General features: G+C 70.1%; 29 protein-coding genes and 1 pseudogene. 10 read left to right on the forward strand and 20 right to left on the reverse strand.

The features are described 5' to 3' along the window. Positions 1 to 235: 235 nt before the first annotated feature. The 10 genes from H5411_RS40400 to H5411_RS40445 form a co-directional block, all read right to left on the reverse strand. Positions 236 to 772: a peroxidase-related enzyme gene (locus tag H5411_RS40400; protein ID WP_183126876.1), complete on the reverse strand. Its 537-nt coding sequence runs from the start codon at positions 770 to 772 to the stop codon at positions 236 to 238. 76 nt (positions 773 to 848) lie between these two features. Continuing rightward, the gene (acuR, locus tag H5411_RS40405) at positions 849 to 1,523 is read right to left on the reverse strand and encodes an acrylate utilization transcriptional regulator AcuR (protein ID WP_101439291.1); all 675 of its coding nucleotides are present in this window, start codon (positions 1,521 to 1,523) and stop codon (positions 849 to 851) included. Between the two features lie 46 nt (positions 1,524 to 1,569). Then, entirely contained in the window at positions 1,570 to 2,250 is a 681-nt protein-coding gene (locus H5411_RS40410) for a 4-carboxy-4-hydroxy-2-oxoadipate aldolase/oxaloacetate decarboxylase (protein ID WP_208637513.1), read from the reverse strand. A 22-nt stretch (positions 2,251 to 2,272) separates the two neighbouring features. Further along, positions 2,273 to 3,313, reverse strand: coding sequence for a zinc-binding dehydrogenase (locus tag H5411_RS40415; RefSeq protein WP_183126878.1), 1,041 nt, complete (start codon positions 3,311 to 3,313; stop codon positions 2,273 to 2,275). Next, on the reverse strand, positions 3,310 to 4,524 hold the full coding sequence (locus tag H5411_RS40420; RefSeq protein WP_101439289.1) for an aspartate transaminase: 1,215 nt from the start codon (positions 4,522 to 4,524) through the stop codon (positions 3,310 to 3,312). Before H5411_RS40420 ends, H5411_RS40415 begins: the two co-directional genes overlap by 4 nt. 1 nt (position 4,525) lies before the next feature. Further along, entirely contained in the window at positions 4,526 to 5,269 is a 744-nt protein-coding gene (locus H5411_RS40425) for an SDR family oxidoreductase (protein WP_101439288.1), read from the reverse strand. 57 nt (positions 5,270 to 5,326) lie between these two features. Next, positions 5,327 to 6,634 (reverse strand): MFS transporter, encoded by a 1,308-nt coding sequence (locus H5411_RS40430; protein ID WP_183126880.1) that lies wholly within the window; start codon positions 6,632 to 6,634, stop codon positions 5,327 to 5,329. 26 nt (positions 6,635 to 6,660) lie between these two features. After that, positions 6,661 to 7,632, reverse strand: a complete 972-nt coding sequence (locus tag H5411_RS40435; RefSeq protein ID WP_183126881.1) for a 5-oxoprolinase subunit C family protein — start codon at positions 7,630 to 7,632, stop codon at positions 6,661 to 6,663. Next, complete coding sequence (locus tag H5411_RS40440; protein ID WP_183126883.1) at positions 7,625 to 8,338, reverse strand: 5-oxoprolinase subunit B family protein; 714 nt, start codon at positions 8,336 to 8,338, stop codon at positions 7,625 to 7,627. The genes H5411_RS40435 and H5411_RS40440 overlap by 8 nt, the downstream gene beginning before the upstream one ends. Then, positions 8,335 to 9,111 (reverse strand): LamB/YcsF family protein, encoded by a 777-nt coding sequence (locus H5411_RS40445; RefSeq protein WP_101439285.1) that lies wholly within the window; start codon positions 9,109 to 9,111, stop codon positions 8,335 to 8,337. The genes H5411_RS40440 and H5411_RS40445 overlap by 4 nt, the downstream gene beginning before the upstream one ends. A 213-nt stretch (positions 9,112 to 9,324) precedes the next feature. Here H5411_RS40445 and nac point away from each other — a divergent pair, with 213 nt between their 5' ends. From nac to H5411_RS40460, 3 genes are all read left to right on the forward strand, one after another. Next, the gene (gene nac / locus H5411_RS40450) at positions 9,325 to 10,230 is read left to right on the forward strand and encodes a nitrogen assimilation transcriptional regulator NAC (protein WP_101439284.1); all 906 of its coding nucleotides are present in this window, start codon (positions 9,325 to 9,327) and stop codon (positions 10,228 to 10,230) included. 107 nt (positions 10,231 to 10,337) lie between these two features. After that, positions 10,338 to 11,318, forward strand: a complete 981-nt coding sequence (locus tag H5411_RS40455; RefSeq protein WP_101439283.1) for a 2-hydroxyacid dehydrogenase — start codon at positions 10,338 to 10,340, stop codon at positions 11,316 to 11,318. Next, positions 11,315 to 12,085 (forward strand): SDR family oxidoreductase, encoded by a 771-nt coding sequence (locus H5411_RS40460; RefSeq protein WP_101439282.1) that lies wholly within the window; start codon positions 11,315 to 11,317, stop codon positions 12,083 to 12,085. The genes H5411_RS40455 and H5411_RS40460 overlap by 4 nt, the downstream gene beginning before the upstream one ends. 293 nt (positions 12,086 to 12,378) lie before the next feature. On the opposite strand, the gene H5411_RS40465 is transcribed toward H5411_RS40460, so the two are convergent. Further along, on the reverse strand, positions 12,379 to 13,224 hold the full coding sequence (locus H5411_RS40465; RefSeq protein WP_183126885.1) for an SDR family NAD(P)-dependent oxidoreductase: 846 nt from the start codon (positions 13,222 to 13,224) through the stop codon (positions 12,379 to 12,381). 226 nt (positions 13,225 to 13,450) lie between these two features. On the opposite strand from H5411_RS40465, the gene H5411_RS40470 reads away from it, so the two are divergent. Then, positions 13,451 to 14,368 (forward strand): LysR family transcriptional regulator, encoded by a 918-nt coding sequence (locus tag H5411_RS40470; RefSeq protein ID WP_183126887.1) that lies wholly within the window; start codon positions 13,451 to 13,453, stop codon positions 14,366 to 14,368. Positions 14,369 to 14,389: 21 nt separating this feature from the next. Here H5411_RS40470 and H5411_RS40475 read toward each other — a convergent pair whose 3' ends face one another. From H5411_RS40475 to H5411_RS40490, 4 genes are all read right to left on the reverse strand, one after another. Further along, positions 14,390 to 14,746, reverse strand: coding sequence for a UBP-type zinc finger domain-containing protein (locus H5411_RS40475; protein WP_101439279.1), 357 nt, complete (start codon positions 14,744 to 14,746; stop codon positions 14,390 to 14,392). 100 nt (positions 14,747 to 14,846) lie between these two features. After that, complete coding sequence (locus H5411_RS40480) at positions 14,847 to 15,887, reverse strand: ABC transporter substrate-binding protein (RefSeq protein WP_101439278.1); 1,041 nt, start codon at positions 15,885 to 15,887, stop codon at positions 14,847 to 14,849. Positions 15,888 to 15,922: 35 nt separating this feature from the next. Continuing rightward, positions 15,923 to 16,789, reverse strand: a complete 867-nt coding sequence (locus tag H5411_RS40485; RefSeq protein ID WP_101439277.1) for an ABC transporter permease — start codon at positions 16,787 to 16,789, stop codon at positions 15,923 to 15,925. Next, positions 16,786 to 17,640 (reverse strand): ABC transporter ATP-binding protein, encoded by an 855-nt coding sequence (locus H5411_RS40490; protein WP_101439276.1) that lies wholly within the window; start codon positions 17,638 to 17,640, stop codon positions 16,786 to 16,788. Before H5411_RS40490 ends, H5411_RS40485 begins: the two co-directional genes overlap by 4 nt. 234 nt (positions 17,641 to 17,874) lie before the next feature. Between H5411_RS40490 and H5411_RS40495 the strand changes: the two genes are divergently transcribed. Both H5411_RS40495 and H5411_RS40500 read left to right on the forward strand, forming a co-directional pair. Beyond that, positions 17,875 to 19,479: an ATP-binding protein gene (locus H5411_RS40495; RefSeq protein WP_183126891.1), complete on the forward strand. Its 1,605-nt coding sequence runs from the start codon at positions 17,875 to 17,877 to the stop codon at positions 19,477 to 19,479. Then, positions 19,476 to 20,153 carry a response regulator gene (locus H5411_RS40500; RefSeq protein WP_101439274.1) on the forward strand — a complete coding sequence of 226 codons (678 nt, stop codon included), beginning with the start codon at positions 19,476 to 19,478 and terminating at the stop codon, positions 20,151 to 20,153. Before H5411_RS40495 ends, H5411_RS40500 begins: the two co-directional genes overlap by 4 nt. Before the next feature lie 154 nt (positions 20,154 to 20,307). Here the strand turns inward: H5411_RS40500 and H5411_RS40505 are convergent, their stop codons facing one another. Further along, on the reverse strand, positions 20,308 to 20,991 hold the full coding sequence (locus H5411_RS40505) for an SDR family NAD(P)-dependent oxidoreductase (protein WP_101439273.1): 684 nt from the start codon (positions 20,989 to 20,991) through the stop codon (positions 20,308 to 20,310). A gap of 113 nt (positions 20,992 to 21,104) precedes the next feature. Between H5411_RS40505 and H5411_RS40510 the strand changes: the two genes are divergently transcribed. From H5411_RS40510 to H5411_RS40520, 3 genes are all read left to right on the forward strand, one after another. Next, complete coding sequence (locus H5411_RS40510; RefSeq protein ID WP_101439272.1) at positions 21,105 to 21,926, forward strand: LysR family transcriptional regulator; 822 nt, start codon at positions 21,105 to 21,107, stop codon at positions 21,924 to 21,926. A 390-nt stretch (positions 21,927 to 22,316) separates the two neighbouring features. After that, positions 22,317 to 22,787: a hypothetical protein gene (locus tag H5411_RS40515; RefSeq protein WP_101439271.1), complete on the forward strand. Its 471-nt coding sequence runs from the start codon at positions 22,317 to 22,319 to the stop codon at positions 22,785 to 22,787. Positions 22,788 to 22,790: 3 nt separating this feature from the next. Then, a complete protein-coding gene (locus H5411_RS40520; protein WP_244194830.1) occupies positions 22,791 to 23,105 on the forward strand; it encodes a winged helix-turn-helix domain-containing protein in 315 nt (104 codons plus the stop codon). Positions 23,106 to 23,130: 25 nt separating this feature from the next. Here H5411_RS40520 and H5411_RS40525 read toward each other — a convergent pair whose 3' ends face one another. Together H5411_RS40525 and H5411_RS40530 are read right to left on the reverse strand one after the other, a co-directional pair. Further along, complete coding sequence (locus H5411_RS40525; RefSeq protein ID WP_101439270.1) at positions 23,131 to 23,460, reverse strand: branched-chain amino acid transporter permease; 330 nt, start codon at positions 23,458 to 23,460, stop codon at positions 23,131 to 23,133. After that, positions 23,453 to 24,169, reverse strand: coding sequence for an AzlC family ABC transporter permease (locus H5411_RS40530; protein ID WP_101439269.1), 717 nt, complete (start codon positions 24,167 to 24,169; stop codon positions 23,453 to 23,455). Before H5411_RS40530 ends, H5411_RS40525 begins: the two co-directional genes overlap by 8 nt. A gap of 90 nt (positions 24,170 to 24,259) precedes the next feature. Between H5411_RS40530 and H5411_RS40535 the strand changes: the two genes are divergently transcribed. Further along, positions 24,260 to 24,691 (forward strand): Lrp/AsnC family transcriptional regulator, encoded by a 432-nt coding sequence (locus H5411_RS40535; protein ID WP_416333260.1) that lies wholly within the window; start codon positions 24,260 to 24,262, stop codon positions 24,689 to 24,691. A gap of 36 nt (positions 24,692 to 24,727) precedes the next feature. On the opposite strand, the gene H5411_RS49130 is transcribed toward H5411_RS40535, so the two are convergent. Both H5411_RS49130 and H5411_RS48150 read right to left on the reverse strand, forming a co-directional pair. Next, positions 24,728 to 25,027 (reverse strand): zinc-binding dehydrogenase, encoded by a 300-nt coding sequence (locus H5411_RS49130; protein ID WP_312878718.1) that lies wholly within the window; start codon positions 25,025 to 25,027, stop codon positions 24,728 to 24,730. Continuing rightward, positions 24,946 to 25,215 (reverse strand): annotated as a pseudogene (locus H5411_RS48150) (zinc-binding alcohol dehydrogenase); the annotation flags it as partial. The gene H5411_RS49130 and the pseudogene H5411_RS48150, both read right to left, overlap by 82 nt. Between the last annotated feature and the right edge of the window lie 109 nt (positions 25,216 to 25,324).

Genomic DNA, 25,324 nt, shown 5'->3' on the forward strand with positions numbered 1-25,324 from the left:
ACCGAAGCAGCACAGTTGGCCAAGCCGGCGGCGCGGGGCCGCGACGCGGACGCGTTGTCTGACAAGGGCACTGATGAATCCACCTGAACACCGGTAGGCCGACGCTGTTCGTGAGCCGAGTTGACCGCAGCTCGCAAGACTGTGTGCACATCGACGATTTCCTCTGCTGCCGCGCCTGGTCGCGCGGGCAGCCTCAGCCCGGCGCGTTGGGGCCTCTGGCTGGCGGGCGACTGCTTCAGCCGCGTCCCATGGAATAGAATTCGGTGTTCGGGCGCATGTTCGTGACGTTGGCGATGCGGTTGGACAGGCCGAAGAAAGCCGAGATCGCCGCGATGTCCCAGACGTCTTCTTCGGTGAACCCGTGGGATTTCAGCGTGTCGAAGTCGGCTTCGGAGACCTTGTTCGCCTCGTTCGAGACCCGGACCGCGAAGTCGAGCATGGCTTTTTGCCGGTCGGTGATGTCGGCTTTGCGGTAGTTCGCCGCGACCTGGTCGGCGATCAGGGGGTCCTTCGCCCGGATCCGCAGGATCGCACCGTGCGCCACCACGATCATTTCGCGCTCGGCCTTGGTGAGGTTGCCCGGCTTCTCCATCAGCGCGTCGTGATAGGCGAAAAACGCGCGGAATTCGTCCGGCCGGTGCGCGAGCACGAGGAAGACGTTCGGGATGAATCCGGACTTCTCCTGCACGGCGACAATCCGCTCCCGGATGTCGTCGGGCAGGTCGGCGAGCTCGGGCACGGGAAAGCGGCTGACCGGAGACGTTTCTGCCATCGGTGGTGCACCTCGAATCAATTGTCGGAAACAGGGACGCGGGCCTCGTCGGAGAGGGCTCGCCGATGACGGCGACTCAGACCGGCGGGCGTGCGGTCTTCCCCCCTTGTGTCGCTTGAAGCGTGTCCAGAAACCCGTCGGCGAACGCGTCGAGCGCGTCCGCGCGGCGCTCGAGCTTGGCGCGCAGCACCGCGCCTTCCCAGCCGATCCAGAAGAACCGGGCAAGGCCCGCGCAGTCGCTGTCCTCGCCGATCTCGCCAGCCGCTCGCGCCGCGCGGAGGCAGCGGGCGGTCCGTGCCTCCCAGTCGGCGAACACGGCAGTCAGCCGGTCCCGGAAGACATCGGGCAGCACGCCCATCTCCTGTCCGAGATTTCCGACCAGACAACCCCGCCGGTAGCCGTACCGGGCCATCCCGGCCCGCGCGTCGGCGACGAAATCGCGGAGCCGGTCCAGCGGCGCCCGGTCCTCGTTCCCGAACCAGCGGTCGAGCTTCCGGGCGAAGTAGCCGGCGTACTCGTCGATCAACGCCAGCCCGAACGCGTCCTTGTTCTCGAAGTAGTAATAGAAGGAACCCTTCGGCACGCCCGCAGCGGCGAGGATCTCCTCGATCCCGACCGCGCTGAATCCCTTCTCGGTCAGGATCTCGACGCCCTTGCGCAGCAACCGCGCCCGCGGCGCGTCCGGCTGCGTCTGATCCTTGCGCGGACGGCCCCGGCGGCGCGGCTTCGCGGACGCCTCGGCCAGTTCCATGCGTATTTTCTAGACCGAACGGCTAGTAAAAGTCAATCCGCGGCCCTCAGCTCACCGCGTCCTCTTCCACCACCAGTCCCTTGGCCTTGAGTTTCTCCGTCAGCCCGTGGAGTTCGATCAGGGTTGCCGCGCCCCGGCGGTGCTGTGCGCGCAGCCAGGCTTCGTGTTCTTCACGTTCCCGGCAGGACTCGATGACCGTCTTCGCTTCGGCCGGGTCGACGACGACGATGCCGTCCGCGTCGCCGCGCAGGATGTCGCCGGGGCGCACGATCTGGCCGCCGACGGAGATCGGCTGGTTGATCGGGCCCAGAGTTTCCTTGACCGTTCCTTCGATGCACACCGAGCCGGAGAACACCGGGAACCCCAGCTTCCGCAGTTCCGCGCTGTCGCGGACGCCCGAGTCGGTGACGAAGGCGGTGAGGCCCTTGCTGTGGCACGCGGTCGCCAGTACGTCGCCGAACGAACCCGCCTGGGGAAATTCGCCGCCGGCCACGACGATGACGTCGCCGGGCTGGGCGTAGGTGATGGCGACCTGGACCATGATGTTGTCGCCGGCCTGTGCGGAGACCGTGAAAGCCGGGCCGCAGAAGGACATCGCGGGGTCGACCGGCTTGAGGCGGTGCGACAGGGCGCCTTTGCGGCCCTGCGCCTCGTGGATAGTGGCCGCCGAGTACTCGCTCAGCCCGGAGACGAGTTCCGGGTCCGGGCGGTCGACCTTAGTGCGCACGTGGATCAACGGGGACAGCTCCTCAGGAATCGGGATCCGCGGACAAGCGCAGGATCGTCTTGGCGGACCGGGACGAGTCGGCGGCGCAGGCGAACGCTTCGGCCGTCGAGCCGAGGTCGAATTCGTGGCTGACGACCGCGTCCAGGGCGGGCTCGGCGGCGAGCAGGGCGATCGCCGCGTCGAGTTCGGTGTCGAAGCGCTGCGAACCGAACAGCGCGATTTCCTTGGCGATGAGCGAGGCCATCGGGACCGGGACGCCGCCTCCGGGCAGCATGCCCAGCTGCAGCACCGCGCCGCCGGGGCGGACGGCGGCCAGCGCGGACGCCAGCGAGGCCGCGGCTCCGGCTGCCTCGACGACCACGTCGAACGAACCCGGCTCGCAGGTCTCCCCGTCGGACAGGCGGACGATTTCGGTTGCCCCGACGGATTTCGCGACCTGCAGCGGATACTCCTGCAAGTCCGCGGCGACGACGGTGCGCGCGCCGAGGTGGTTCAGCCCGGTGACGGCCAGCGAGCCGATCGGTCCCGCGCCGCTTACGAGCACCCGCGCGCCGCGGACGCGGTCACCCAGGCGGGCCAAGCCGTGGAGGGCGACGGCCAGAGGTTCGGCGAGAACCGCTCGCCGTAGCGGGAGATTGGCGGGGAGGACCCGCAGCTGACCAACGCCGACCGGGAGCAATTCCGCGAAACCGCCCTGCGTATGGGGACGGGTCGAAGCACTGCCCAGGTAAGTGCCGCCAGGCGTGAGGTGGAGGCCGGTCGGCTCGGCGGCACCCGCCGGGGCGCACGGGACGGCGGGGTGGATCGCGACCCGCGTGCCGATCGGCGGCGCTCCGGACGCGCTTTGCCCGACATCGGCGACGACGCCGACCACCTCGTGCCCGAGGGTCAACGGTTCCTCGACCGGATAAGCACCATTGCGACCGTCTGCGGCGTAATGCAGGTCGGAACCGCAGATGCCTCCGTAGACCACCCGCACGAGCACGCCGTCCGGCTCGGGGACAGCCGCGGGCACCTCGTCGACGCGCAGGTCCTTGGCTCCGTGGACGACTACGGCTTTCATCGGCGCTCCCCCGGTGCCAGCGCCTCGCACGCGCGCCGGATGCGGTCGCACGCCTCCTCAAGAACGTCGGCGGAGGTGGCGAACGAGATCCGGAAGTACCCAGGAGTGCCGTAGGCGGTGCCGTGGATCGCCGCGACCTGCTGGGTTTCCAGCAGGTATGCCAGGAAGTCCTCGTCGGTGGCGAGCACGGCACCCGCGGGCGTGGTCGCACCTAGCAGGTCCCGGCAGTCGACGAAAACGTAGAACCCGCCGTGCGGTGCCTGGCAACGCAGGCCAGGCGTGTCGTTGACGAGCTTCACGACGCGGTCTCGCCGTCCTCGGTAAGCCGCGACACTTTCCCGGACGAAGGTCTGGTCCCCGGTCAGCGCGGCGACGGCGGCAGCCTGGCTGACCGACGACGGGCAGGACGAACTCTGCGACTGCAGTTTGTCGATGGCCGCCACCAGATCCGCCGGCCCGGCGCCGTATCCGATCCGCCAGCCGGTCATCGCGTAGGTCTTCGACACGCCGTTGGTCAGCAGGACCCGGTCGGCGAGCCGGGGTTCGACGGCCAGGAGGGTCGGCATCGGCTCCGGCCCGTAGAAGATCTCGTCGTAGATCTCGTCGGTGAGCACCGCGACCTGAGGGTGGTCCAAGAGGACGTCGGCGAGCGCGCGCAGTTCGGCCGCGGTGTAGGCGACGCCGGCCGGGTTGCTCGGCGTGTTGAGGATCAGCCACCGGGTGGCGGGGGTGATCGCCGAGCGGAGTTGCCCGGGCGTGAGCTTGAAGCCGTTCTCGGCCGCGCATTCGACGACCACCGGCGTCCCGTCGTTGGCCAGCACCATGTCCGGATAGGACACCCAGTACGGCGCTGGCACGATCACCTCCGTTCCGGTGTCCACAGTGGCCGCGAGCGCCAGGTAGATGACCTGCTTCGCGCCGCCGCCGACAGTGATCGACTCGAGTGGGATCTCCAGCCCGTGGCGCTGCCGGAGTTTCGCGGCGATCGCTTCGCGCAGCTGCGGGGTGCCGTTGACCGGCGTGTACTTGGTTTCGCCGCGGACGATCGCGTCGATCGCGGCGAGCTTGACGTGGTCGGGCGTGTCGAAGTCCGGCTCCCCGACGGTGAGGTCCAGGATCCGCGCGCCGGTCGCTTTCAGCTCGCGCACGCGCTGGGCCGCGGCGGTGCTCGGGGACGGTTTGATCCGGGAAACCCGTTGTGCGGTCTGCATTTCAGTCGTTTCGCCGTTCGAAGTTGAGTCCGCCGGGCACCTGGAAGGTCGGCAGGATTTCGATGTGGCCGACGTTCATGTGCCGCGGCGATTCGATGGCGAACTCGATCGCGCTCGCGATGTCCTCGGGCTTGAGGGATTCGTAGCCGTCGTAGAACTCGCGCTGCGCCTTGTCCATGTCGCCGAGCAGGCGGCCGAAGATTTCCGTCTCGACCCGGCCGGGGCAGATTTCGGTGACCCGGATCCGCTTGCCGTAGCCGTCGACGCGCAGCTGCCGCGACAGCGTGTGCACGGCTGCCTTGGTGGCGTGGTAGATCGTGTTCCCGCCGAAGTTGTAGACGCCGGCGATCGAGCTGATGTTGACGATGTGCCCGAGGTCGCGTTCCACCATTCCCGGCATGACCAGCCGGACCAGGTGCAGCACGGCCTGAAGGTTCACCGCGACCTGCTCGTCGATCGCGAATTCGTCGGCGGTCAGGATGTTCCCGGTCCGCGACACTCCGGCGTTGTTGACCAGCACGTCGATCTCGAGGCCGCGGACCAGGTCGGCGAGCGCGTCGGTGGAGGTGATGTCGACGGCGTGCGGGACGCAGCCGGTGGTCCGGGCGAGTTCGGCCAGCCGCTCGCCGTTGCGGGCGACCGCGTGCACCTCGAGGCCCTGCTTGGCGAGCCGTTCGACGATGACCGCTCCGATGCCGGTCGAGGCGCCGGTCACCAGCGCGGTGCGGTAGTCGGAGAAGGGCATTTCCGGGGTCCTTTCTTTCCGGGCTTTCCGGGGTCTTCCGGTGTTTTCCGGGACGGCTCAGGCGTCCCGCAGCGGTTCGTGCGCCCGGTCGATCACCCGCGAAACCGCGATCAGCGTCCCGAGCGCGGTGAGGACGACGTAGAACGCCGGGATGGTGGTGTTGCCGGTCTGTCCGATGAGGAACGTCATCAGCAGCGGCGCGGTGCCGCCGAAGACGGCGGACGACACGTTGTAGCCGAGGCCGTAGGCGGAATAGCGGACCCGGGTGGGGAAGAGTTCCACGAGCAGGATGTGGATGATCGCGGTGTGGCCGGCGAAGACGACCGCCATCACGCTCGCGCCGAGGATGGCCAGCCCGACGTTGCCGGTGGCGATCAGCAGATAGCACGGGACGCCCAGCACCGCCATCGCCGCGGCGGAGCCCGCGATCACCTTCTTGCGGCCAATCCGGTCGGACAGCGCGCCGGCGAACGGGATGGCGATCGAGATCGACACCAGGGCCACCGCGGTCACCAGCAGTCCCTGGACGCTGCTGAAGTGCAGGATCTTGCTCATGAACGTGGGCATGTAGGTGAAGAGCACGTAGTAGCCGGCGCCGTTGAGCAGCGGGATGAACAGGGCCAGCAGGATCGCGCGGCGGTGCCGGCGCGAGGAGAACGCCTCCTTCAGCGGATTGCGGGAAAGGCCGCCTTCCGCGCGGAGCCGGGAGAAGTTCGGGGTGTCGCTGATCCGCCTGCGGATGTAGATGCCGGTGATGCCCAGCGGCACGGCCAGCAGGAACGGGATGCGCCAGCCGAACGCTTCCATGCGCGCCGAGCCGAGTCCGGCGTTCATCCAGGCGGCGATGAGCGTGCCGGTCAGCAGCGAGACGAACGACGCGATCTGCGCGTAGCTGGTGTAGAGGCCGCGTTTGCCCGCCGGGGCGTGCTCGGCGAGGAAGGTCATCGCGCCCGCGGCCTCGCCGCCGACGGAGAATCCCTGCAGCACCCGCAGCAGGATCAGCAGGATCGGCGCCGCGGCGCCGACCGCGGTGTAGGGCGGCAGCACGCCGATCGCCGCGGTCGCGGCGCTGATGAGCAGGATGACGAACACCAGCATCCGCTGCCTGCCGATGCGGTCGCCCAGCTGCCCGCAGACGATGGCGCCCAGCGGCCGGAAGAAGAACGAAATCGCGTACCCGACGAACACCAGCAGCACCGCGTTCTTCGAGTCCGGGAAGAAGACCGTGGCCAGGGTTCCGGCCATGAATCCGAAGATCCCGTTGTCGTAGAGCTCGGCGAAGATGCCGACGCACCCGGCGAGGGTGATCCGGCGGGCAGTCCGCGGGTCCACGACCCCGGACTGCGGCGGTGCGACCGTGTTCATGGCTGTCTCCTTTGGCAGCAGGACGGTTAAGGGATGTCCAAAGCGTCGAATGCGGTCCGGACCCGGTGGCGGACCTCCCGGACGGCCGCGCGCCCGTCGCGGTAAGCGGCGACCGCGTCGGCCACCGTTCGTCGCCGGAACCGCACGGTGTCGCCCGGGCGCGCCTGCCCGAGCGACGACAGGCTCGCCGACGTCACCACCGCGAGCACCGGGTAGCCGGCGGTGACGCCGCGGCCGCGGTGCAGCACCAGCAGTTCGTCGCCGGCCGGCACCTCGATCGCGCCGATCGGAACCCCGCGCGAGAGCGCTTCGCCGTGCACTGCGCGTCGCGGAACCTCGCCTCGCAGCCGAAGGCCCACGTGGTTGCTGCGCGGCGTGACGACGTATTCCGCGGCGAACAGGACGGCGTGGGATTCGCCGAACTCGGCCAGGTCCGGGCCGTCGGTGACGTCGATCGTCCACGGCGAACCGAAGCGCGGGCGCGGCGGACGCAGCCGGAAGAAGGGATGCCGGAACACCGGATGCACGAGCGACGGCCAGTGGCCGGCGAGGGCGAGGTGCTCGCCGGCTCGCAACGTCCGGCCAAAACCGAGGATGGTGTCGGGAGCGCAGCTGCCGAGCAGGAAATCCGCCTCGAACGCGCCGTATGCCGCGAGATAGACCCGCGCGCCCTGCCGGATCCCCGTGATGGCCAAGACCTGCCCGCCGCGCACCACGAGCGGTTCCCACTGCGGGTGCGGAACGCCGTCCACGGTCACGTCGGCCGGGGCGCCGGTGACGGCGACGAGCAGGTCGGCGGAGGGTTCGCAGGCGAAGTCGAGCATCGTGATCTCGACCAGCGGCGCCGAATCCTCGTTGCCGCACAACACGTTCGCCATCCGGGCCGAGTATTCGTCGAGCGCCCCGTTCGCAGGCAGGCCGGTCCTCGCGCGACCCGGACGGCCGAGGTCCTGCACGGTCGCGTGCCCGCTGCGGTGCACAGTCAGCGTCTCAGCCATCCTCGGCCGCCAGCAGGGCTCCGTCGTGTTCGTCCCACTGCCGCGGTTCGATCGGGACGAACCGCAGCCGGTCTCCCGGGCGGTACGGGGTCAGCGGATCCGCGCCGGGGTCCAGCACGCGCAGCGGCGTGCGGCCCAGCAGCGGCCAGCCGCCGGGCGAGCGCATCGGGCAGATCACCGCCTGCCGTCCGGCCACCGCCACCGACCCCGGCGGCACGCTGACGCGCGGGGAAGGCAAGCGCGGCACCGGGCCGGGGAACGCCGGGCCGTCCATCATCGGGGCGCCGACCGGCGCGCCGAGGCAGCGAACGGTCAGCGGTGCCGCGGAGTGCAGTTCGATCACCTGCCGGGCGGTGATGCCCAGCTCGCTCGCAACGAGGTCCAGATCCGGGCCGTATTCCCCGCCGTAGACGACGGGCACGAGGAACAACCGCGGCCGCGCAACAGGGCTTTCGCCCGGCCGGATCCCTTGGAGCGCTTGGTCGAGGACGCGCCGCACCGTCTTGTGGTCGGTGCGGTCGGCGTCGAACTCCACCAGCAGCGAGTCGTACGTCGGGACCACCCCGTGCAGGCCGTCGAGACCCGCCTGCTCCACCAGGTCGGCCAGGACGTGGACCATCCGCCAGCGGTCCACCGCGGCGCCGTGGAGAGCACGGACCACGACCGCGGCGTCGCCGCAATCGCTGATCACCGTATGCGGAGTCATGCGCGCACCTGCTTGGCGCGCAACGCGCGGAGGGTGACGCCCGCGCGGACCAGCTCGGCGCGCACCCGGCGAGCCGTCGCGATCGCGTCTGGGCTGTCACCGTGCAGCAGGACCGTGTCGCATTCGACGGGCACGTCGGTTCCGTCCACGGAATCGAGGACGCCCTCCAGCACCATCCGGACCGTCCGCTCGGCGATCTCGGCCGGATCGCGCAGCACCGCACCGGGTTCCGTGCGCGGCACCAGCGTCCCGTCCGACCGGTACGCGCGGTCCGCGATGCCGACGATCGCGACCGCGAGCCCACGAGCCCGGGCCGCGGCGGAGAGTTCGCCGTCTTGGGCCAAAACGATCATCGACGGGTCCAGCGACGCGACCGCGTCGGCGACTGCCTCGGCGTAATCGGCGCGGACGGCCACGAGGTTGCCCAGGCGGCCGTGCGGCGCGACATGCCGGATGCGCGTGCCGTGCGCGGCGGCGAACGCCTGCAGCGCCCCGATCTGGTACAGCACGTCGGTGCGCACCTCTGCCGCGGTGAGGTCCATGGCGCGGCGGCCGAAGCCGGCCAGGTCGGGGAAGCTCGGGTGGGCGCCGACCGACACGCCGCGCGCCGCGCAGGACACGACCGTGGCGTCCATGATCCGCGAGTCGCCGGCGTGGAATCCGCACGCGATGTTGGCGGAGGTGACGATGTCCAGCAGCGCCTCGTCGTCGCCCATCCGGTACGCACCGAAGCCTTCGCCGAGATCGGCGACGAGGTCGACTTCGCGTCCCATGAGGTCCTCCGGAATGTCTCGGCTGTGCCGCGTCCCGGCGGTCGGTGAGAGAGGCGGAACGGCGAGTGCTGGACCTGACCGTAAGCCGCCCCCGGAGAGGCGACAAATACCGTTTCGACCTGGTGCGATCGCGTTTTCTTATGGCTGCGCGACCGGCGCGGACCCGCGTCCGCCGCTTAAGATCGAGGCCCGCGGCGGACCGGAGGAGGCGAGATGGACACCAGGCGCCTCCACTCGTTCGTCAAGATCGTCGACGCGGGCAGCATCACCCGCGCCGCCGACATCCTGCGCATCGCCCAGCCGGCGCTGAGCCAGCACGTCTCCCAGCTGGAACGCGATTTCGGCCATCAGCTGCTGGTTCGCAGCAAACGCGGCGTGGCCCCCACCGAAGCCGGGCGCGCGCTCTACCGGCACGCCCAGCTGATCCTGCGCCAGATCGAACAGGCCCAGGCAGCCGTCGCCGTCTCCGGACAGGCACCGGCCGGCGCGGTGTCCGTCGGGATCGCGCCCTACAGCACCGGTGCCGCCCTCGCCCTGCCGCTGCTGCAGGCGGTGCGCGAGCGGTATCCGAACATCGTGCTGCACATCAACGAGAACTTCGGCGGCGTGATCAGCGAGGCGATCATGACCGGCCGCATGGACATGGCGTTCATCTACGACGCGGGCCCCCTGCGCGGCGTCCGATTCGAACCGATGCGCACCGAAGAGCTGTACCTGATCGCGGGCGCCGGGCTGCCCGGCGCCCTTCCGGACGGCGACGAGGTGCCGGTGGCCGCGCTCGCCGACGTGCCGCTCCTGCTGCCCAGCCGGATCCACACCATCCGCCGGGTCGTCGACGCCGCGTTCGCCCGCGCCGAGCTTTCCCCAGCTGTCACCGGAGAAATCGAATCGGTGCTGACGCTGGTCAGCGCCGTCCGGGCGGGTCTCGGAGCCACCGTGCTGCCCTGGTCGGCGGCGCGCGCGATCCTCGATCTCGAGCAGCTGGCCGTGCACCGGATCGTCAGCCCGGCGATCGAAGTGAAACTGTCGCTGTGCACCTCGGAGCACGAACCGTTGTCCGAGGCCGCGCTCGCGGTGCACGGCGTGTTCCACGAGCTCGTCAACGCGTTCGGGGAATGAGCCATCCGGAATTCCGATCGCGTCACACGGATTCGCTATTTGTCGCCGCTTCCGCGCTCTGGATAGCGTTCCGGGCGAGAAAGTTTCGGCGGCACAAGGAGCAGAGCATGGGACATCGCGTGCTGAGTACGCGCGGGCGGCTTCCGGGCACCGGCCTGGAGCGGCTGGCCTCGCGGGCGGAGCTGGTACGAGGCCCGGACTCGGCGAAACCGGCCGCGGCGGACCTCGAAGCACTCGCCGCAGGAGCGTCCGGCATCTTGTGCCTCGGCAACGACCGGGTGGACGCGGCCCTGCTCGACGCGGCCGGCCCGCAGCTGCGGGTCGTCAGCCTCGCCAGCATGGGATTCGACGCGGTCGACCAGGCCGCGGCCGCCGAACGCGGGATCGTCGTCACGCACACGCCGGGCGTGCTCGCGGAGACCACGGCGGACCTGGCGTGGTCCTTGATCCTCTTCGCACGCCGCCGGCTCGGCGCCGCCCGCGACCAGTTGCACGCCGGCGAGTGGACCGCGTTCCACATGGACGGCAACCTGGGCTTGGACGTCCACGGAGCGACGCTCGGACTCATCGGCTACGGCCAGATCGGACGCGCGGTCGCCCGCCGCGCAGCCGGGTTCGGTGTGCGCGTGCTCTGCCACGACCCGTACTCCGCGCCCGAAGACGGCCTGGCCCAGCCGGTCGACTTCGCCACGCTGCTTTCCGAAGCGGACATCATCTCCCTGCACGTGCCGCTCACTGACGCGACTCGCCACCTGATCGGCGAAGCGGAGCTGCGCGCGATGAAGCAGACCGCGACGCTGGTCAACACCTCGCGCGGCGGCGTCGTCGACGAGAAAGCGCTCCTGGCCGCCCTCCGCGACGGGACTATCCACTCCGCCGGACTGGACGTCTTCGAACGCGAACCCCGCGGTGCCGACGTCGCCGACCTCGTCGCCGAGAGTCGCCTCGTGGCGCTGCCGCACGTCGGGTCCGCGACGGAAGCCACCCGCGCCGCGATGGTGGACCTGGCCGTCGACAACCTCCTCGCCGTGCTCGCCGGCGAACCCGCGCACACCCCGCTGCCCGGCACTCCGGCGGTGCCGCGATGAGCCACCCCGTCTTCGACATCCGCGGCAAAGTAGCGCTGGTCACCGGTTCCAGCCGGGGCATCGGGAATGCACTCGCCCACGGTCTGGCCGAAGCCGGCTGCGTCGTCGTCCTCAATGGACGCGATCCGGCCACAATGGACACAGCCCGCCGCGCGACCGCCGAGCAGACCGGTGCCACGGTGCTCGCCGAAGCGTTCGACGTCACCGATCACGACGCCGTCGCCGCCGGCATCGCCCGGATCGAAGACCGGGCTGGACCGCTCGACATCCTCGTCAACAACGCAGGCATGCAGCACCGCGCGCCCTTCACCGAATTCCGCACCGAGGACTGGAACCGGCTCCTGGAAACCAACCTCAGCAGCGCGTTCCTGGTCGGCCGGGAAACCGCCCGCCGGATGGCCGAACGCGGACGCGGGAAAATCGTGAACATCTGCTCGGTGCAAAGCGCACTCGCTCGCCCCGGCATCACGCCCTACACCGCGACCAAGGGCGGGCTCAAAATGCTCACCAAGGGCATGTGCGCCGACCTGGGCCCTTCCGGAATCCAGGTCAACGGCCTCGCACCGGGCTACTTCGACACCGAACTCAACGCCGCGCTGGTCGCCGACGAGCAGTTCAGTGACTGGATCCGCACCCGCACCCCGGCCGGACGGTGGGGCAAGGTCGAAGACCTCGTCGGGACGCTGCTGTTCCTCTGCTCCCCCGCCTCGGACTTCGTCAACGGCCAAATCGTCTACGTGGACGGCGGGATGACCTCGGTCCTGTGAGCGGGACGGTCCGCTGCCGCTCTCCTAGGCATACCGGGGCCCGCTCGCACAGGCACGGACGCGCGAAGTCGGGCCGCGAACCGGATCCGCGGGCCGCACGAGTTCCGCAACCCCGACGGAAAGCGGCGCCGCGGCGGTAGCCGACCCGCCCGGATTACCGCACAGTCCGGGCACGTCGACGAACCCTTCCTCGGCATGCCCGGCGCGGCGCACTCCACGGTCACTCCGCCGCCGGACGGCCTGGCCCGGGTCGGAGGGCGGGCCATCCGCACGATCTCCTGCGGGGACCTTCGCTAGTCCCGCACTGTCCAGGGCAGGACTTTCCCGTGGCGGACGAGCTGGCCGTAGTGTTCGGGCACGACCGGTTCGAGGGCCAGGTCCAGGAGCGCGACCGCGGCCTCGGCCGGGCTGGGCGCGGTGCTGACGTCCCACCACAGACCCGAGGTGGGAGTGTTGATCATGCCCGGGCAGACCGCGGCGAGCAGGATGCCGCGTTCCCGGTCGTCTTCGCGGCGTTCTCCGGCCAGGGCGCGCACCGCGGCGACTTGAGCGATTTTGGACGGGATGTTCACGAAACCGGGCCAGGCGCCCGCACGCGCGCTGCCGTCCTTGATCGCGTCGCGCCACGCGGCGACTTGTTCGTCCACTTCGTCCAAAGAGGACAGATCGGCGAAGCGGTCGTGCAGTACCGGGGCGAGATAGTGCAGTGTGCCCAGCGTGCTGGCCACGACGAGCAACCGCCCGTTGTCGCGCAGCAGCGGCGCGAAGGCGCGCAGCACGCGGGTGGTGCCGAAGTTGTTCACCTCGGCGTACTCGTCGATGATCGCGCGCGGATCGTCGTCGGGGCCGATCCTCATGACGGCGTTGCCGAAGACGACGTCGACCCCGCCGTGGCGTTCCGCCAGCTGTGCGGCGAGCCGCCCGGCCGCCTGGGGGTCGGCTACGTCGAGGAGGGCGCCGCAGACCTGGGCTCCGCCGCCGGGAAGGGCTTCGACGGCCTGGGTGACGCGGTCGAGGTCGCGGCCGGTCAGGTAGACGGTGTCCTCGGGCGCCATCCGGTGGGCGAGCCCTTCCGCCAAGGCCAGGCCGAGGCCTTGGGTGGCACCGGTGACAAGGGCGACTCTGGACGAAGTGGTCATGCGGGTGCTCCGATTTCGGTCAGCAGGTTTCGGAGAGGGCCCAGAGGCGTTCGGCGCCGTCCGGGTCGAGGGCGGGGTGGTGCGGCTGCGCTCGCCGCCGGGTGGCGCTGAAGGTTGGTGTAGATCGCGACGGCTGGTGTGGCCAGCAAGCCCACGCCGCCACGTTAGGCCCGAGCGCGGGCATGCCACCAGCGAAATTGTCTCAACCGTGGTATGCGTAAACCTCATGGCCTTCACCGATGCCTCGCTCACCGCGCTGCGAGTCTTTCGCGAGGTGGCCGAGCGCGGCACCCTCACCGCAGCGGCCGCCGCGCTCGGCTACACCCAGTCCGCCGTCTCCCGGCAGATTGCCTCGCTGGAACGCGCCGCGGGCACGCGCCTGCTGGAACGCCACCACGACGGCGTCCGGCTGACCCCCGCCGGACAGCTTGTCGTGCGCCGCGCGGCCGCCGCGGTCGACCAGGTCGACGCTGCCGCCCGGGAACTGGCCGGGCTGCCCGACGACCGCGCCACCGTCCGGCTCGGCTGGTTCGCCAGCGCAGGCGCCGTCTTGGTTCCCCGGGCGCTGGCCGCGCTCGGCCGCACGCACCCGGGCATCACCGTGCTCAGCCGCGAGGGCAGCACGCCGGCTCTGGTGCGTTCGGTCCGCGCGGGCACGCTCGACCTGGCGCTGATCGCCTCCGCGCCGCCGTTCCGTCCGCCGGACACCGAATCCCCCGCGCTGGTCCTGCAAACCCTCACCGAACGCAGCCTGCGGATCGCGCTGCCCGCCGGCCATCCGCTCGCGCGCGGCGAATTCGTCGACGTCGCCGACCTGCACGGGCAGCGCTGGATCGCCGGTTCGGGCCAGGAGCTGGTGATGGGAGTGTGGCCGGGACTCGACGAACGGCCCGAGATCGCCCACACCGCACGCGACTGGCTGGCCAAACTGCAGCTCGTCGCGGCCGGATGCGGCATCACTACCGTGTCCGCCGCATTCGCCGCCGCGGTGCCGCCCGGAGTGCGCGTGCTGCCGGTCCGAGGCGGACCGGCGGAACAGCGTCGCGTTTCGCTCGCTCGGCTCCCGCACGCGATGCCGGAACCCGTCGCCCGCGTCGCGGCCGCCCTCCGCGCCGCCGCGGTGGAATCCGGGACACCGGAGTGATCCGAAGCCACCCCTCGGTGGTCAGCCGTTGCCCAGCTGCTCCGCCCAGTCCCGCGGGACTCGCCCGGCCGGGCCCGGAACCGGCTGATCGGCCGGACGGCTCACCGGCGGCGCGAGTTCGGGTCCCGATTCCCGCAGTTCTTCCGTGTCAAAGTTCCAAAACCAGCTCTCGCCCGGCTCGAAGCTGCGGATCACCGGATGGCCGGTCTCCTTCGCGTGCTTGGTGGCGTGCTTCGACGGCGAATCGTCACAACAGCCGATGTGCCCGCAGCGAGCACAGCGCCGCAGGTGAATCCACCATCCGCCGGCGGCATCGCATTCCAGGCATCCCGTCCCGCTCGGCGGCACGGACGGATCGATCGCGGACTCGAGACTCATGGCTCCTCCTGCGCAGGCTGCGAGTCACGGTACCGGCGAGAGCCCGCATACCGCCTGTTGTGCCCGGGCACCGTGGCGCCCGGGCACAACAGGTCCGGCATCAGTGCGCGGCCTTGACGAACCTGTCGGTGTAGGTCTTCGCGAGGTCGATCTGCTTGCCCTTCACGTCCGGGTTGAACGCCTGCAGCACGGCCAGGTTCGTCTTGGGGCCGTCCGGCGGCATGATCCCCGTCGGGTTGTAGATTCCCTTCTCGTTGTCGAAGGCTTTCGCGTACGCGTCTTTGCCGGGACCGGCGTAGTAGTCGGCGGGCATCACTTCAGCCAGCTGAGCGCCGTTGTGCTCCTGGATCCACTTGAGCGCCTCGACGTACGCGTTGACCAGCTTCTGCACCACGTCCGGGTGGCTGTCCACGTACTTCGTGGTCATGTACAGCGAAGTCGCCGGGTACTCGCCGCCCAGCTGCTGTTTCGTGCCCGCCGCCGAGCGCATGTCGAGCAGGATGAACGCGGCGCCCTGGGCCAGCGCGGTCGAGACGGTCGGCTCGGTCGTCATCGCGCAGTCGACGTTGCCGTGCTGCAGGGCGCCGATCAGCGTGGCCCCGGACTGGACGCCGACCCGGTGGATCTTCGCGGGATCGACGCCGTTCTTCTGGGCGAGGTACTGCGTCAGGAAGTCGGTCGAAGACCCGAGGTCGGTCACGCCGAGGTTGCGCCCGGCCCAGTCGGCCGGCGAATGGATCTGCCCCCGCACCTCCGGGCGGCACAGCTCGACCTCGCCGGGGGTGGTGAGCATCGAGACGACGGACTCCAGCGACTGGCCGAGCCCTTGCATGGCGATGGTGTGGTCGTAGAACCCGCCGACGCCGTCGACCTTGCCCGCGATCATGTTGGTCGTCGCGTCGACTCCGGCTCCCTCGTCCTGCAGGGTCACGTTCAGGCCCTGTTTCTGGTAGTAGCCGAGCCGCTGGGCGAGCATGAACGGCAGATAGATCTGCTTGTTCAGCCCGCCGACCATGATGCTCACCGGCGTGCCGGTTCCTCCGGTCGAGCTGGTGCCGGCGTTCTGGCTCGCCGTCGAGGCACAGCCGGCCACGGCGAGCAGCGCCGCCGCGAGAACGGCCGCCAATTTCTTCGCGGACACGGGGATCTCCTTTGTTCGTGCGGAAAAACGGGGGTTCACAGGTCCGGACCGGACAGTTGCGCGGGCCGCCAGCGCAGCAGCCGGCGTTCGAGGCGGGTGATCAGCCATTCGGCGAGGAGCGCGACGATGCCCATGATCACCATCGCCGCCCAGACGCCGCTCGCGTCGAAGGTGCCCTGCGCGTTCTTGATCAGCACGCCGAGACCGGCGTAGCCGCCGAGGAATTCGCCGACGATCGCGCCGATCAGCGCGAACCCGAAGCTCACGTGCAGGCTGGCGATGATCCAGGTGAACGCCGACGGCAGCACGACCTGGCGGGTCACCTGCCAGCGGGAGGCGCCGAGGATGCTGGCGTTGGCGATGAAGGTGCGGTCGACCTCGCGCGTGCCTTGGAAGGCGTTGAAGAACACGCCGAAGAACACCAGCACGATCACCAGCAGGATCTTCGATTCGAGGCCGAGGCCGAACGCCAGGACGAACACCGAGCCGAGCACGATCCGCGGGATCGCGTTGAGCACCTTGATGAACGGCCCGAAGACGTCGGACAGGAACCTGATCCGGCCGAGCGCGATCCCGCAGACGATGCCGAGCACGGTGCCGATCGCGAACCCGATCAGCGCCTCCTCGATCGTGGTCCAGATCTGGCTGCCCAGCGAGCCGATCGCGGTGCCCTCGGTGATCCAGGACCGCAGCCGCTCGTAGATGCCCGAGGGCAGCCCGTACAGCACGATCGCGTGCTGGTCGCCTTGCACGAGCAGCTGCCAGCCGCCCAGGACGACCACCAGCACGGCCGCCTGGGTCGAGTGGACCAGGACGGTGCGCGCCCGGCGCCGCGAACGGCGGGCCGCCGCCGCTTCCGTGCCCGGTTCGGACTTCACTGGCACGTCCGCTTCGGCCGTCATGCCCCTGCCTCCTCGCTGAGCCGGGTGGTCTGCGCGTACGCCCGGTCGACCTCGGTGCGCAGCGCCTCCCAGATCTGCTGGTACAAGTCGACGAACTGGCGGTCGAACCGGACTTCCTGCACGACCCGGGGCCGCGGCAGGTCGATCGCGAACCGCGCCTTGACCGTGGCCGCCGGACCCGCGGTCAGCACGATCACCGTGTCCGCGAGCGCGATCGCTTCCTCCAGGTCGTGCGTCACGAACACCACGGCGGGGCGGGTAAGTTCCCACAGCGACAGCAATTCGTCGGACATCTTCGCCCGCGTTTGCACGTCCAGCGCGCCGAACGGCTCGTCCATGAGCAGGATCCGCGGTTCGTTGATGAGGTTCTGCGCGAGCGCGACGCGCTTGCGCATGCCGCCGGAAAGCTGGTGCGGGTACCGGTCTTCGAACCCGGCCAGTCCCACGCGGCGGATCCAGTCCCGCGCCTCGGAAAGCACCGTCCGCTTGGCCACGCCGCGGAACCTCGGGCCCGCGGAAACGTTGTCCAGCACGGTTTTCCACGGCAGGATCGCGTCCGTCTGGAACATGAACCCCACCCCGGGCGTGATCCCGGAGACCTCCTCGCCGTGCACCCGGACCGAACCCGCCGACGGCTGCTCCAGTCCCGCGACGAGCGTCAAGGTCGTCGATTTGCCGCAGCCGGTGGGGCCGACCACCGCGCAGAACTCGCCGGGAGCCACCTCGATGTCCAGGTCGCGAAGAGCGGTGTAGGGCTGCGGTCCTTCGGTGGCGAACTGCTTCGTCACTTCCCGCAAGGCGATGGCGGCTGAGCTGTCACCGCCCGCCGGTCCTGGTCTGGGTGCGTGCACGCTGCGTCCTCTCTCGTCTGGAGCCTGATTCCGTTCGAGGGAGGCTAAGAAGCGCCGGGCGGCCGCGAAATGTTGCGTGCGATACCAGCGATCAGTGCGCTTTTCTCGGTTTCTGCTCATAAAGTTCAGCGGGGACCGGACGATCCGGGCGTACCGGCCACGGATTCTTGGCATCCGCGCCTTCTCGTGTTCTCATGCGAACGCCCCTATGACGAGTGGCAGAGCGGAGCGGTCATGTGGCGGTCACGTCCCCTCGCTTCGCAGATCCTGGTCGCGGTGCTCGGCATCCTGTTCGTCACCGTCGCCGCCGGCGCTCTGCTCTACGTGAAGCTCGCCGGCCAGACCCTGGACACGCAATACGGCCAGCGCGCGCTGGGCATCGCGAACACCGTCGCCCAGAACCCGGCGGTCCGGGACGCGCTCGCGCGACACGATCCCGACCACGTCATCCAAGCGGCCGCCGAGCAGGTCCGCCGGGCCTCCGGCGCGTCCTACGTCGTCGTCACCGACCGCTCCGGGCTGCGCTACTCCCACCCCAACCCCGCGCTGATCGGCAGGCGGATCGAGGAACCGGTGGCGGCCCTCGACGGCCAGGGCCACCTGGGCATCGACAACGGGAGCCTCGGCCGCTCCGCCAACGGCCGGGCGCCCGTGCCCGGCCCGGACGGCGGGATCGCCGGGCAGGTGTCCGTGGGCATTCTCGAAGAGCAGGTCACGAGCGAGCTGGTGAGCGACATCCCGTGGGTGATCCTCTACTCCGGACTGGCGCTGGCGCTCGGGGTGGCGGCCTCCTGGCTGCTCGCCCACCGGATCAAGCGCGCGACCTTCGGACTGGAGGTCTCCGAGATCGCGTCGCTCCTGCAGGAACGGGAAGCGATGCTGCACGGCATCCGCGAGGGGATGGTCGGCCTCGACCGGCACGGCCGCGTCGAGGTGATCAACGACGAAGCCCGCCGCCTGCTCGCGATCCCCACGTCCGCCCGCGGCCGCGAGCTGCGCGAACTCGTCCCGCCCGGACGGCTCCGCGACCTGCTCACCGCGCCCGCCGCCGACGACGAGGTCGTCCTCACCGACGAATTCCTGTTGGTGGTCAACAAAATGCCCGTCGTCCTTTCCGGACAGGACGCCGGATCGGTGATCACCTTGCGCGACCGCACGGAAATGGAGGGCCTGGTGCGCGAACTCCACGCGGTCACCGGGCTGACCACCGCGCTGCGCGCGCAGGAACACGAGTTCGCCAACCGGCTGCACGTGCTCTCCGGGCTGCTGGGCCTCGGCGAGGTCGAGGAAGCCGGCCGCTACCTCGCCGAGGTCGCGCACGGCCCCGCCGCGCAGGCCACCGATCTGCGCGCCCGGTTCTCCCCGCCCGAACTCGCCGCGCTGCTGTCCGCGAAGGTCGCGATCGCCGCCGAGCGCGACGTGCGCCTCGAGGTCGACGCCCATTCCCGGCTCGACCTCAGCACCGTCGATCCCGGCACGCTCGTGACGGTTCTCGGCAACCTCATCGACAACGCCGTCGAGGCCGTGGCCGGACAGCGGGGCGAACGCACGGTGCACGTCCTGGTCGGCACTCGCGGCCCGGACGTCCGCGTCGTCGTCTCGGACACCGGACCCGGCATCCCGGCGGACGTGCTGCAAGAGATCTTCGTGGACGGATACAGCACGAAGTCCCCGCGCCCGGGCATGCGCCGCGGCCTCGGCCTCGCCCTCGTGTACCGGCTGGTGCGGCGGTCCGGCGGATCGATCTCCGTGCGGGGGTCCGACGGGGCCCGCTTCGAGGTCCTGCTCCCGAACTCCCCCGCCGGTGCCGCCGTGCTCGAACCCGTGGAGTCCGCATGACGATCAAGACCCTCGTCATCGACGACGACTACCGCGTCGCCGCGATCCACGCCGCCAGCATCGACCGCGTGCCCGGCTTCACCGCCGCCGGTCAGGCCCACACCGCGGAAGAAGCCCGCGCCCGCATCGCCGAACTGCGGCCGGACCTGCTCCTGCTCGACATCTACCTGCCCGACGAAAACGGCCTGTCCCTGCTGCGCGACGTCCGCTCGGCCGATGCCCCGCCCGGATGCATCGTGATCACCGCGTCCCGGGACCTCGACACCGTCCGCTCCGCGATCCGCCTCGGCGCCGCGTACTACCTGGTCAAGCCGTTCGGCTTCGACCAGCTCCGGGAGCAACTGACGGCATATCGGGACTGGTGCGACCGCGCCGCGGGAAGCCGCGAGGTCGATCAGGCCACAGTGGACAGTTTGTACTCCATCCTCCGCGGCTCCGGCAGCGCCCCGCGCACCGACCCGCTCCCCCCGACCATGCGCAAAGTGCTCGACACGCTCCGCCGGGCCGAGCAACCGCTGGGCGCGGAAGCACTCGCCACCGCGCTGGGCATCAGCCGTCCCACCGCGCAACGCCATCTGAGCGAGTTGCACCGCCGCGGATTCATCACCCTCGAACTGGAGTACGGAAGCGCGGGCCGCCCCGCCCACCTCTACGCGGTCGCCACCCGCCGCTGAACGCGTTCGGCACCTTCCCCAAACCGGCCCGACGCACCACGCGGGATCCGGTGGGCGCCCCGGGCCTTGGCGGAACGGCGATTCTGTGCCGTGCAGTCGTTCGCAGCCCGCAAGGGACAGGATTCCGCTGTCAAGCGCGTAGGCGGTGGTCCGGTCAGGAGGTGACGAGGCGTTCAGCCGGGCCGCGGGCGGTGTGCAGGTCCCAATGGATGCGAGCGATCTCGTCCGGCTCCATCAGCGATGCGTCCGCGGGAGCGCCCGGCGTTCCCGCGATCCACGCGCCGAGCGCGACATGGCCGACGTAAACGCCTTTGTCCGCCAGCGCGCCGTTGAGATTGAGGGCCCAGTTGTGCAATGCGGCACCTGCCGCGCCTACAGCGCCAGCCCACGGTGTCGGCACGACCGCGCTCGCTCCCGTGGTGAACAGGACCGTGCCGGTGCCGGCCGCCATCATCGCCGGGAGCACCGCGCGGGTCGCGGCGATCCCGCCGTAGCAGGAGCCTTCGATCTGAGGTCGCAGGGTCTCGACGGTCACGTCCAGCACCCCGGTCATCCAGCTGTCGCCGACCCGCACGTACGGCGCGGAATACTGCAGGACGTCGATTCCGCCGAACCTCGCCGCGGCGCTGTCGAGGGCGGCGACCAGTCCGGGGCGGTCCGCGACGTCGGCGGGAAACGCTGCCGCGTTGACGTCCTCGGCGGCCAGTTTCCCGGTGAGTCCGCCGAGTCGTTCCGCGGAGCGGGCGATCAGGGCGACGTCGAAACCGTGGCTGCCGAAGACCCGGCCGAGCGACAGGCCGAGACGTGTCCCGGCGGCGACGAGAGCTATTGCGGGCATAGCGAGTGTCCCCTCGTGGTCGTGCGCCGGCCGTCCGACCGGCTTCCCCACTCCAGCACCGCCGCGCGCGGCCAGTCCAAGGCCGATCGGGCCGCGATCGATAACCTGAGGTAATGGACCGGGTGGAGACGCGGGAGCTGGCACACTTCCTGGCGGTGGCCGACGAACTGCACTTCGGCCGTGCCGCGGCCTTGCTGGGCATCACGCAACCCGCGCTGTCGAAGACGATCCGGCAGCTGGAGCGTCGGCTGGGCGTCGAACTGTTCACCCGGACCAGCCGCGCGGTCGCGCTCACCCCAGCGGGTCAGGTGCTGGCCCGCGAAGCACGTGCGGCGCTGGACGCGGTCACCGCCGCGACCGCGCGCACCCGGCGCGCCGGCAAACGCGACCCACGCCTGATCCTGGCCATGAAACCCGGCGGCGACGCGGGTTTGCTCCCCGCCGTCCTCGCGGCCTACGAACGCGAACCGGACGTGCTGCCGATCGAGGTGGCCTTCGGCGCCGACCGCGCACGGATGCTGCGCGAAGGGCAGGCCGACGCAGCACTCTTGTACGCGCCGCCCGACGACGTGCGCGGGCTGGACACCGAAACGCTGCTGCGCGAACCGCCGTTCGCCGTGCTGCCTGCGTCCCATCGGCTCGCGCGCCGGGCAGGTCTGTGCATGGCCGACCTCGCGGGCGAAAACTTGCACAAACATCCCGCCGACGCCAACGCCACCGGCACCATCAGCGAACTGATGCACCTCATCGCGTTGGGCCGCACCGTCGCCGTGCTGCCCCGTTCGCTGACGACACCCTTGCGGGACGACCTAGCTGTTGTTCCGGTGACAGACCTTCCGCCCAGCAACCTCCTGCTCGCGTGGCCCGCGCACAGCACGTCCCCCTCTGTCGCGGCCCTGGCCAGGGCCGTCGCGAAGGTCGCGGCTGCACACTGACACGCGGCTGGGTCGGGCACCGCGGACGGACGGGTGCCGAAGCGGACAAGCAGCGTCGCCTGGAGCGTCCACTGTGGACACTGGTGGGGCAGGATTCGTTCCCGCGGCAGCGGATTTGGCCACGGCTGCCGTGCTGCGGGGGCCTGCCAGCAGATTCCGCGCGACAGCGACAGGCGAGACACCGGAGCCGATTGCCTCCCCGGCACGGTCCTGCCGGGGCCGACCTCGGGACAGGCAGCGGAGCGGCGTGGGCGTGACCTCGTCGATACCCGCGCCGAATCCACTCCGCTACCCCTCAGGCAAGCACTTGCCTAGACGGAAAACGCGAGGTACTTTCTCCTCAGGCAAGTACTTGCCTGAGGGGTCTCCCCCCACGAAGGAGGGGCAGCAGTGAACGAACCGGTGAACAAACCGACGCCGGAAGAGGCGGCCGCCGCGCTGCGCACGGCGCGCGAGAGCCGGGAGCGAGTGGCCGCGTCCGCGTTGGGCGCGCGGCGGACTTCGGTCGTCGCCGGTCTGGTCGTGTTCGGCTACACCGTGGCCATCGACCTGGCTCCCGCGACGCGCCCCTGGCTGACCTGGGTCGTGCTGGCCGTCGCGCTGATCCTGGTCGTGGTCCTGCGCACCAGGGTCGGCGGCAGCTGGCTCGGCCAGCAGGTCGCGGTGTCGGACCGGGCCCTGCCTCCCGCGGTCTGGCGCGTCGCGCCCTTCCTCGGCCTGTCGATCATCGCGGCCGTTGCGGTCGCGCTGCTCCGCATCCCGCACGGCACGATCGTCTACGGCGCGCTGGCCGGGCTCTACGTCATCTTTCTCGGCCCCAGGTTCCAGCTGTGGCTGCTTCGCCGGCAAGACAAGGACTGAGCGGTGGCCGAACTCGATCAGCTCCTGGTGGACCCGACGAGGCTGGCGATCATGGCGCTGCTCTCCGCCGCCGAGTGGGCGGAATTCGGATTCGTGCGAGACTCGGTGCGGCTCTCCGATTCCGCACTGTCCAAACAGGTCTCCACACTGTCCAAGAACGACTACGTCGACGTCCGGAAGGGCTACGTCGGCAAGCGGCCGCGCACGTGGCTCAACCTGACCGACATCGGCCGCGACACCCTGGCCGCCCACCTCTCCGCCCTCCAGGACATCGCCGCGAAAGCCCGTTCGGACGGCGCCCGGCAAGCCAGCGACTAGCTCGTCGCCGAGTCCTGGGCGCGGCTCACGACGGGAACAGCAGGCTCGCCAGCAGAACATGCACCGTAGTACCGCCGACGATGCTCAGTACCGCATTGCGGCGCCACAGGTGCAGTCCGATCGTCACGGCCAGCGCGATGGTCGGGGCGAGCGCGCTCGGGGACGTCCACGAAACGTCGCGCAGGCAGTAGACGAGCAGGATCACCATGACGCCCGCCGGCATGCGGGTGCTCAGGTACTGCACGGTCCGGCTGGCGCGCAACGGTGCCAGGACTGCGAACGGGAGCGCGCGCAATCCCCAAGTGACCGCGGCGGACACCGCGACCGCGGCGAGCAGGTAGGCGGGGTCAGGCATCGCGCACGCTCCGTTCGGCGACGAGGCCGCGGACAACCAGTGCCGCCACGAACAGCAGGAACGCCGCCAGAAGCATCTGGCCGGGGAAGACCACGCGGGCCACGACCGCGCTCAGTGCGGCGAGGACGGGAGTCGGCAGGTCGCCCTTGCGGTCGCGGACGGCGTCGAGCGCGAGCACGGCGAACAAGGCTGTCATGGCGAAATCCAGGCCGACGACGCTGCTCGGGATCAGCGAGCCGAGCAGGCCGCCGACCGTCCCTCCGCCGACCCAGAACAGGTGCAGAAACAGTTGCAGCCACAGGATCCGGGCACCGTTCCACTCCCGGGCAGCGTCCGTTGTGGACAGTGCGTAGGCCTCGTCGGTGAGGGCGAAAGTGCTGTACGCACGGGCCGCGCGGCCGCGAACGCGGTGCAACGGGAAGGACAACGCGTAGAAGACGTGCCGGACGTTGACCAGGAACGCCGAGAGCCCGATCGACGCCAGCGGAGTCGCCGCCGCGGCCAGCCCGACGAGCAGGAACTCGAACGAGCCCGCGTAGATGAACGTGGTGAAGACCGTCGCCCACCACCAGGCGAGGCCCGCGTGCGTGAGGAACGCGCCGAACGCGAGTCCGAGCGGCACCAGGCCGATGCCGACGGACCCGCAGTCCTTCAGCGCGGCCAGTGCGGGAGGGCGATGACGAACAGCCAGGTCGGAGACAGTTTCCACGCTTGGAACACTACGTCAGCTCTCGGCTAATTTGGTGTCCGATCATGGCGCTAGAATGAGCTTGTGAGCAACATAGTCAAGCTTGATCCCGTGGATCGGGAAATTTTGTTTCACCTGCGTCAGGACGGCAGGCTGACCAACGTCGAACTCGCCAAGAGGGTCGGGCTCACTCCTCCCCCGTGCCTGCGCCGGGTCAAGCGCCTCGAGGACGCGGGAGTGATCGCCGGATACCGCGCGGTGATCGACCCCCGAACTCTCGGCCGGGGGCTGGAAGCGCTCATCGACCTCGAGGTCTACGCGACCGACCGGGCGACCATCGAGGCGCTCGAGGACACCATCGCCTCCTACGACGAGGTCATCGAGTTCCGCCGGCTCTTCGGCCGTCCGGACTACTTCATCCGCGTCGCGGTCGCCGACCACGCCGCCTACGAGGAGTTCCAGACCCGGAAGCTCTCCGGCCTGCCCGGCGTCCTGCGGGTCACGTCCCATCTCACGATGAAGAAAATCAAGGGCGGCGCGTGACCTTCGCCGACCACAATGGACACTCGACGCGGCCGGTCACTCCATCTGCAGGACGACCTTGCCGAGCTTCCCCGGCGAGCCCAGCCGGACGTAAGCATCCGGTGCCTGCTCCAGCGGATAAACGCTGTCCACCGGGACCGTGAGACGACCCGCCGCGAGCGCGCCGAGCAGCCCTTCTCTCGGGTCGCGAGTGCCGCCTTCTCGACGGTGCTGCGGGCCCGGATGGTCGACCCGAGCACGCGGCCGCGGACCCGCATCAGGTCGAACAGCCGCAGCGACGCCTCCTCTCCCGCGCCGACTCCGATGACCAGGATCCGGCCGTAGGGCTTGAGCCACCGCACCCGTCTCAGGCAGTCCTTGCCGCCGACCAGTTCGGCCACGACGTCGTAGGGGCCGTTTTCCTCTTCCTGGTCGGGAGTCACGACCGTCGCGTCCGGGGCCAGCGCCCGGACGGCCGCATGCGACTCCGCGCGGTGCACGCTCGCGACGACGTCGGCCCCGGCGAGGCCGGCGACCTGGATCATCGCCGTGCCGACCCCGCCGGCTGCGCCGGTGACCAGCACCCGGTCGCCGGGCCGCACCCCGGCTTGATCGACCAGGCCGTCCCAGGCGGTGCTGAACGCCTCGGGAAAA

Source organism: Amycolatopsis echigonensis, from assembly GCF_014174495.1.
Lineage (GTDB): Bacteria > Actinomycetota > Actinomycetes > Mycobacteriales > Pseudonocardiaceae > Amycolatopsis > Amycolatopsis echigonensis.

What these genes read in the sequence shown, in the direction of transcription:
- H5411_RS40485 (WP_101439277.1), bottom strand. Translation starts at nt 16,789, where the DNA reads ATGACGGCCGAAGCGGACGTGCCAGTGAAGTCCGAACCGGGCACGGAA.
- H5411_RS40430 (WP_183126880.1), bottom strand. Translation starts at nt 6,634, where the DNA reads ATGAACACGGTCGCACCGCCGCAGTCCGGGGTCGTGGACCCGCGGACT.
- H5411_RS40495 (WP_183126891.1), top strand. Translation starts at nt 17,875, where the DNA reads ATGTGGCGGTCACGTCCCCTCGCTTCGCAGATCCTGGTCGCGGTGCTC.
- H5411_RS40475 (WP_101439279.1), bottom strand. Translation starts at nt 14,746, where the DNA reads ATGAGTCTCGAGTCCGCGATCGATCCGTCCGTGCCGCCGAGCGGGACG.
- H5411_RS40510 (WP_101439272.1), top strand. Translation starts at nt 21,105, where the DNA reads ATGGACCGGGTGGAGACGCGGGAGCTGGCACACTTCCTGGCGGTGGCC.
- H5411_RS40440 (WP_183126883.1), bottom strand. Translation starts at nt 8,338, where the DNA reads ATGACTCCGCATACGGTGATCAGCGATTGCGGCGACGCCGCGGTCGTG.
- acuR (WP_101439291.1), bottom strand. Translation starts at nt 1,523, where the DNA reads ATGGAACTGGCCGAGGCGTCCGCGAAGCCGCGCCGCCGGGGCCGTCCG.
- H5411_RS40500 (WP_101439274.1), top strand. Translation starts at nt 19,476, where the DNA reads ATGACGATCAAGACCCTCGTCATCGACGACGACTACCGCGTCGCCGCG.
- H5411_RS40415 (WP_183126878.1), bottom strand. Translation starts at nt 3,313, where the DNA reads ATGAAAGCCGTAGTCGTCCACGGAGCCAAGGACCTGCGCGTCGACGAG.
- H5411_RS40525 (WP_101439270.1), bottom strand. Translation starts at nt 23,460, where the DNA reads ATGCCTGACCCCGCCTACCTGCTCGCCGCGGTCGCGGTGTCCGCCGCG.
- nac (WP_101439284.1), top strand. Translation starts at nt 9,325, where the DNA reads ATGGACACCAGGCGCCTCCACTCGTTCGTCAAGATCGTCGACGCGGGC.
- H5411_RS40400 (WP_183126876.1), bottom strand. Translation starts at nt 772, where the DNA reads ATGGCAGAAACGTCTCCGGTCAGCCGCTTTCCCGTGCCCGAGCTCGCC.
- H5411_RS40445 (WP_101439285.1), bottom strand. Translation starts at nt 9,111, where the DNA reads ATGGGACGCGAAGTCGACCTCGTCGCCGATCTCGGCGAAGGCTTCGGT.
- H5411_RS40465 (WP_183126885.1), bottom strand. Translation starts at nt 13,224, where the DNA reads ATGACCACTTCGTCCAGAGTCGCCCTTGTCACCGGTGCCACCCAAGGC.
- H5411_RS40460 (WP_101439282.1), top strand. Translation starts at nt 11,315, where the DNA reads ATGAGCCACCCCGTCTTCGACATCCGCGGCAAAGTAGCGCTGGTCACC.
- H5411_RS40420 (WP_101439289.1), bottom strand. Translation starts at nt 4,524, where the DNA reads ATGCAGACCGCACAACGGGTTTCCCGGATCAAACCGTCCCCGAGCACC.
- H5411_RS40455 (WP_101439283.1), top strand. Translation starts at nt 10,338, where the DNA reads ATGGGACATCGCGTGCTGAGTACGCGCGGGCGGCTTCCGGGCACCGGC.
- H5411_RS40505 (WP_101439273.1), bottom strand. Translation starts at nt 20,991, where the DNA reads ATGCCCGCAATAGCTCTCGTCGCCGCCGGGACACGTCTCGGCCTGTCG.
- H5411_RS40425 (WP_101439288.1), bottom strand. Translation starts at nt 5,269, where the DNA reads ATGCCCTTCTCCGACTACCGCACCGCGCTGGTGACCGGCGCCTCGACC.
- H5411_RS40470 (WP_183126887.1), top strand. Translation starts at nt 13,451, where the DNA reads ATGGCCTTCACCGATGCCTCGCTCACCGCGCTGCGAGTCTTTCGCGAG.
- H5411_RS40435 (WP_183126881.1), bottom strand. Translation starts at nt 7,632, where the DNA reads ATGGCTGAGACGCTGACTGTGCACCGCAGCGGGCACGCGACCGTGCAG.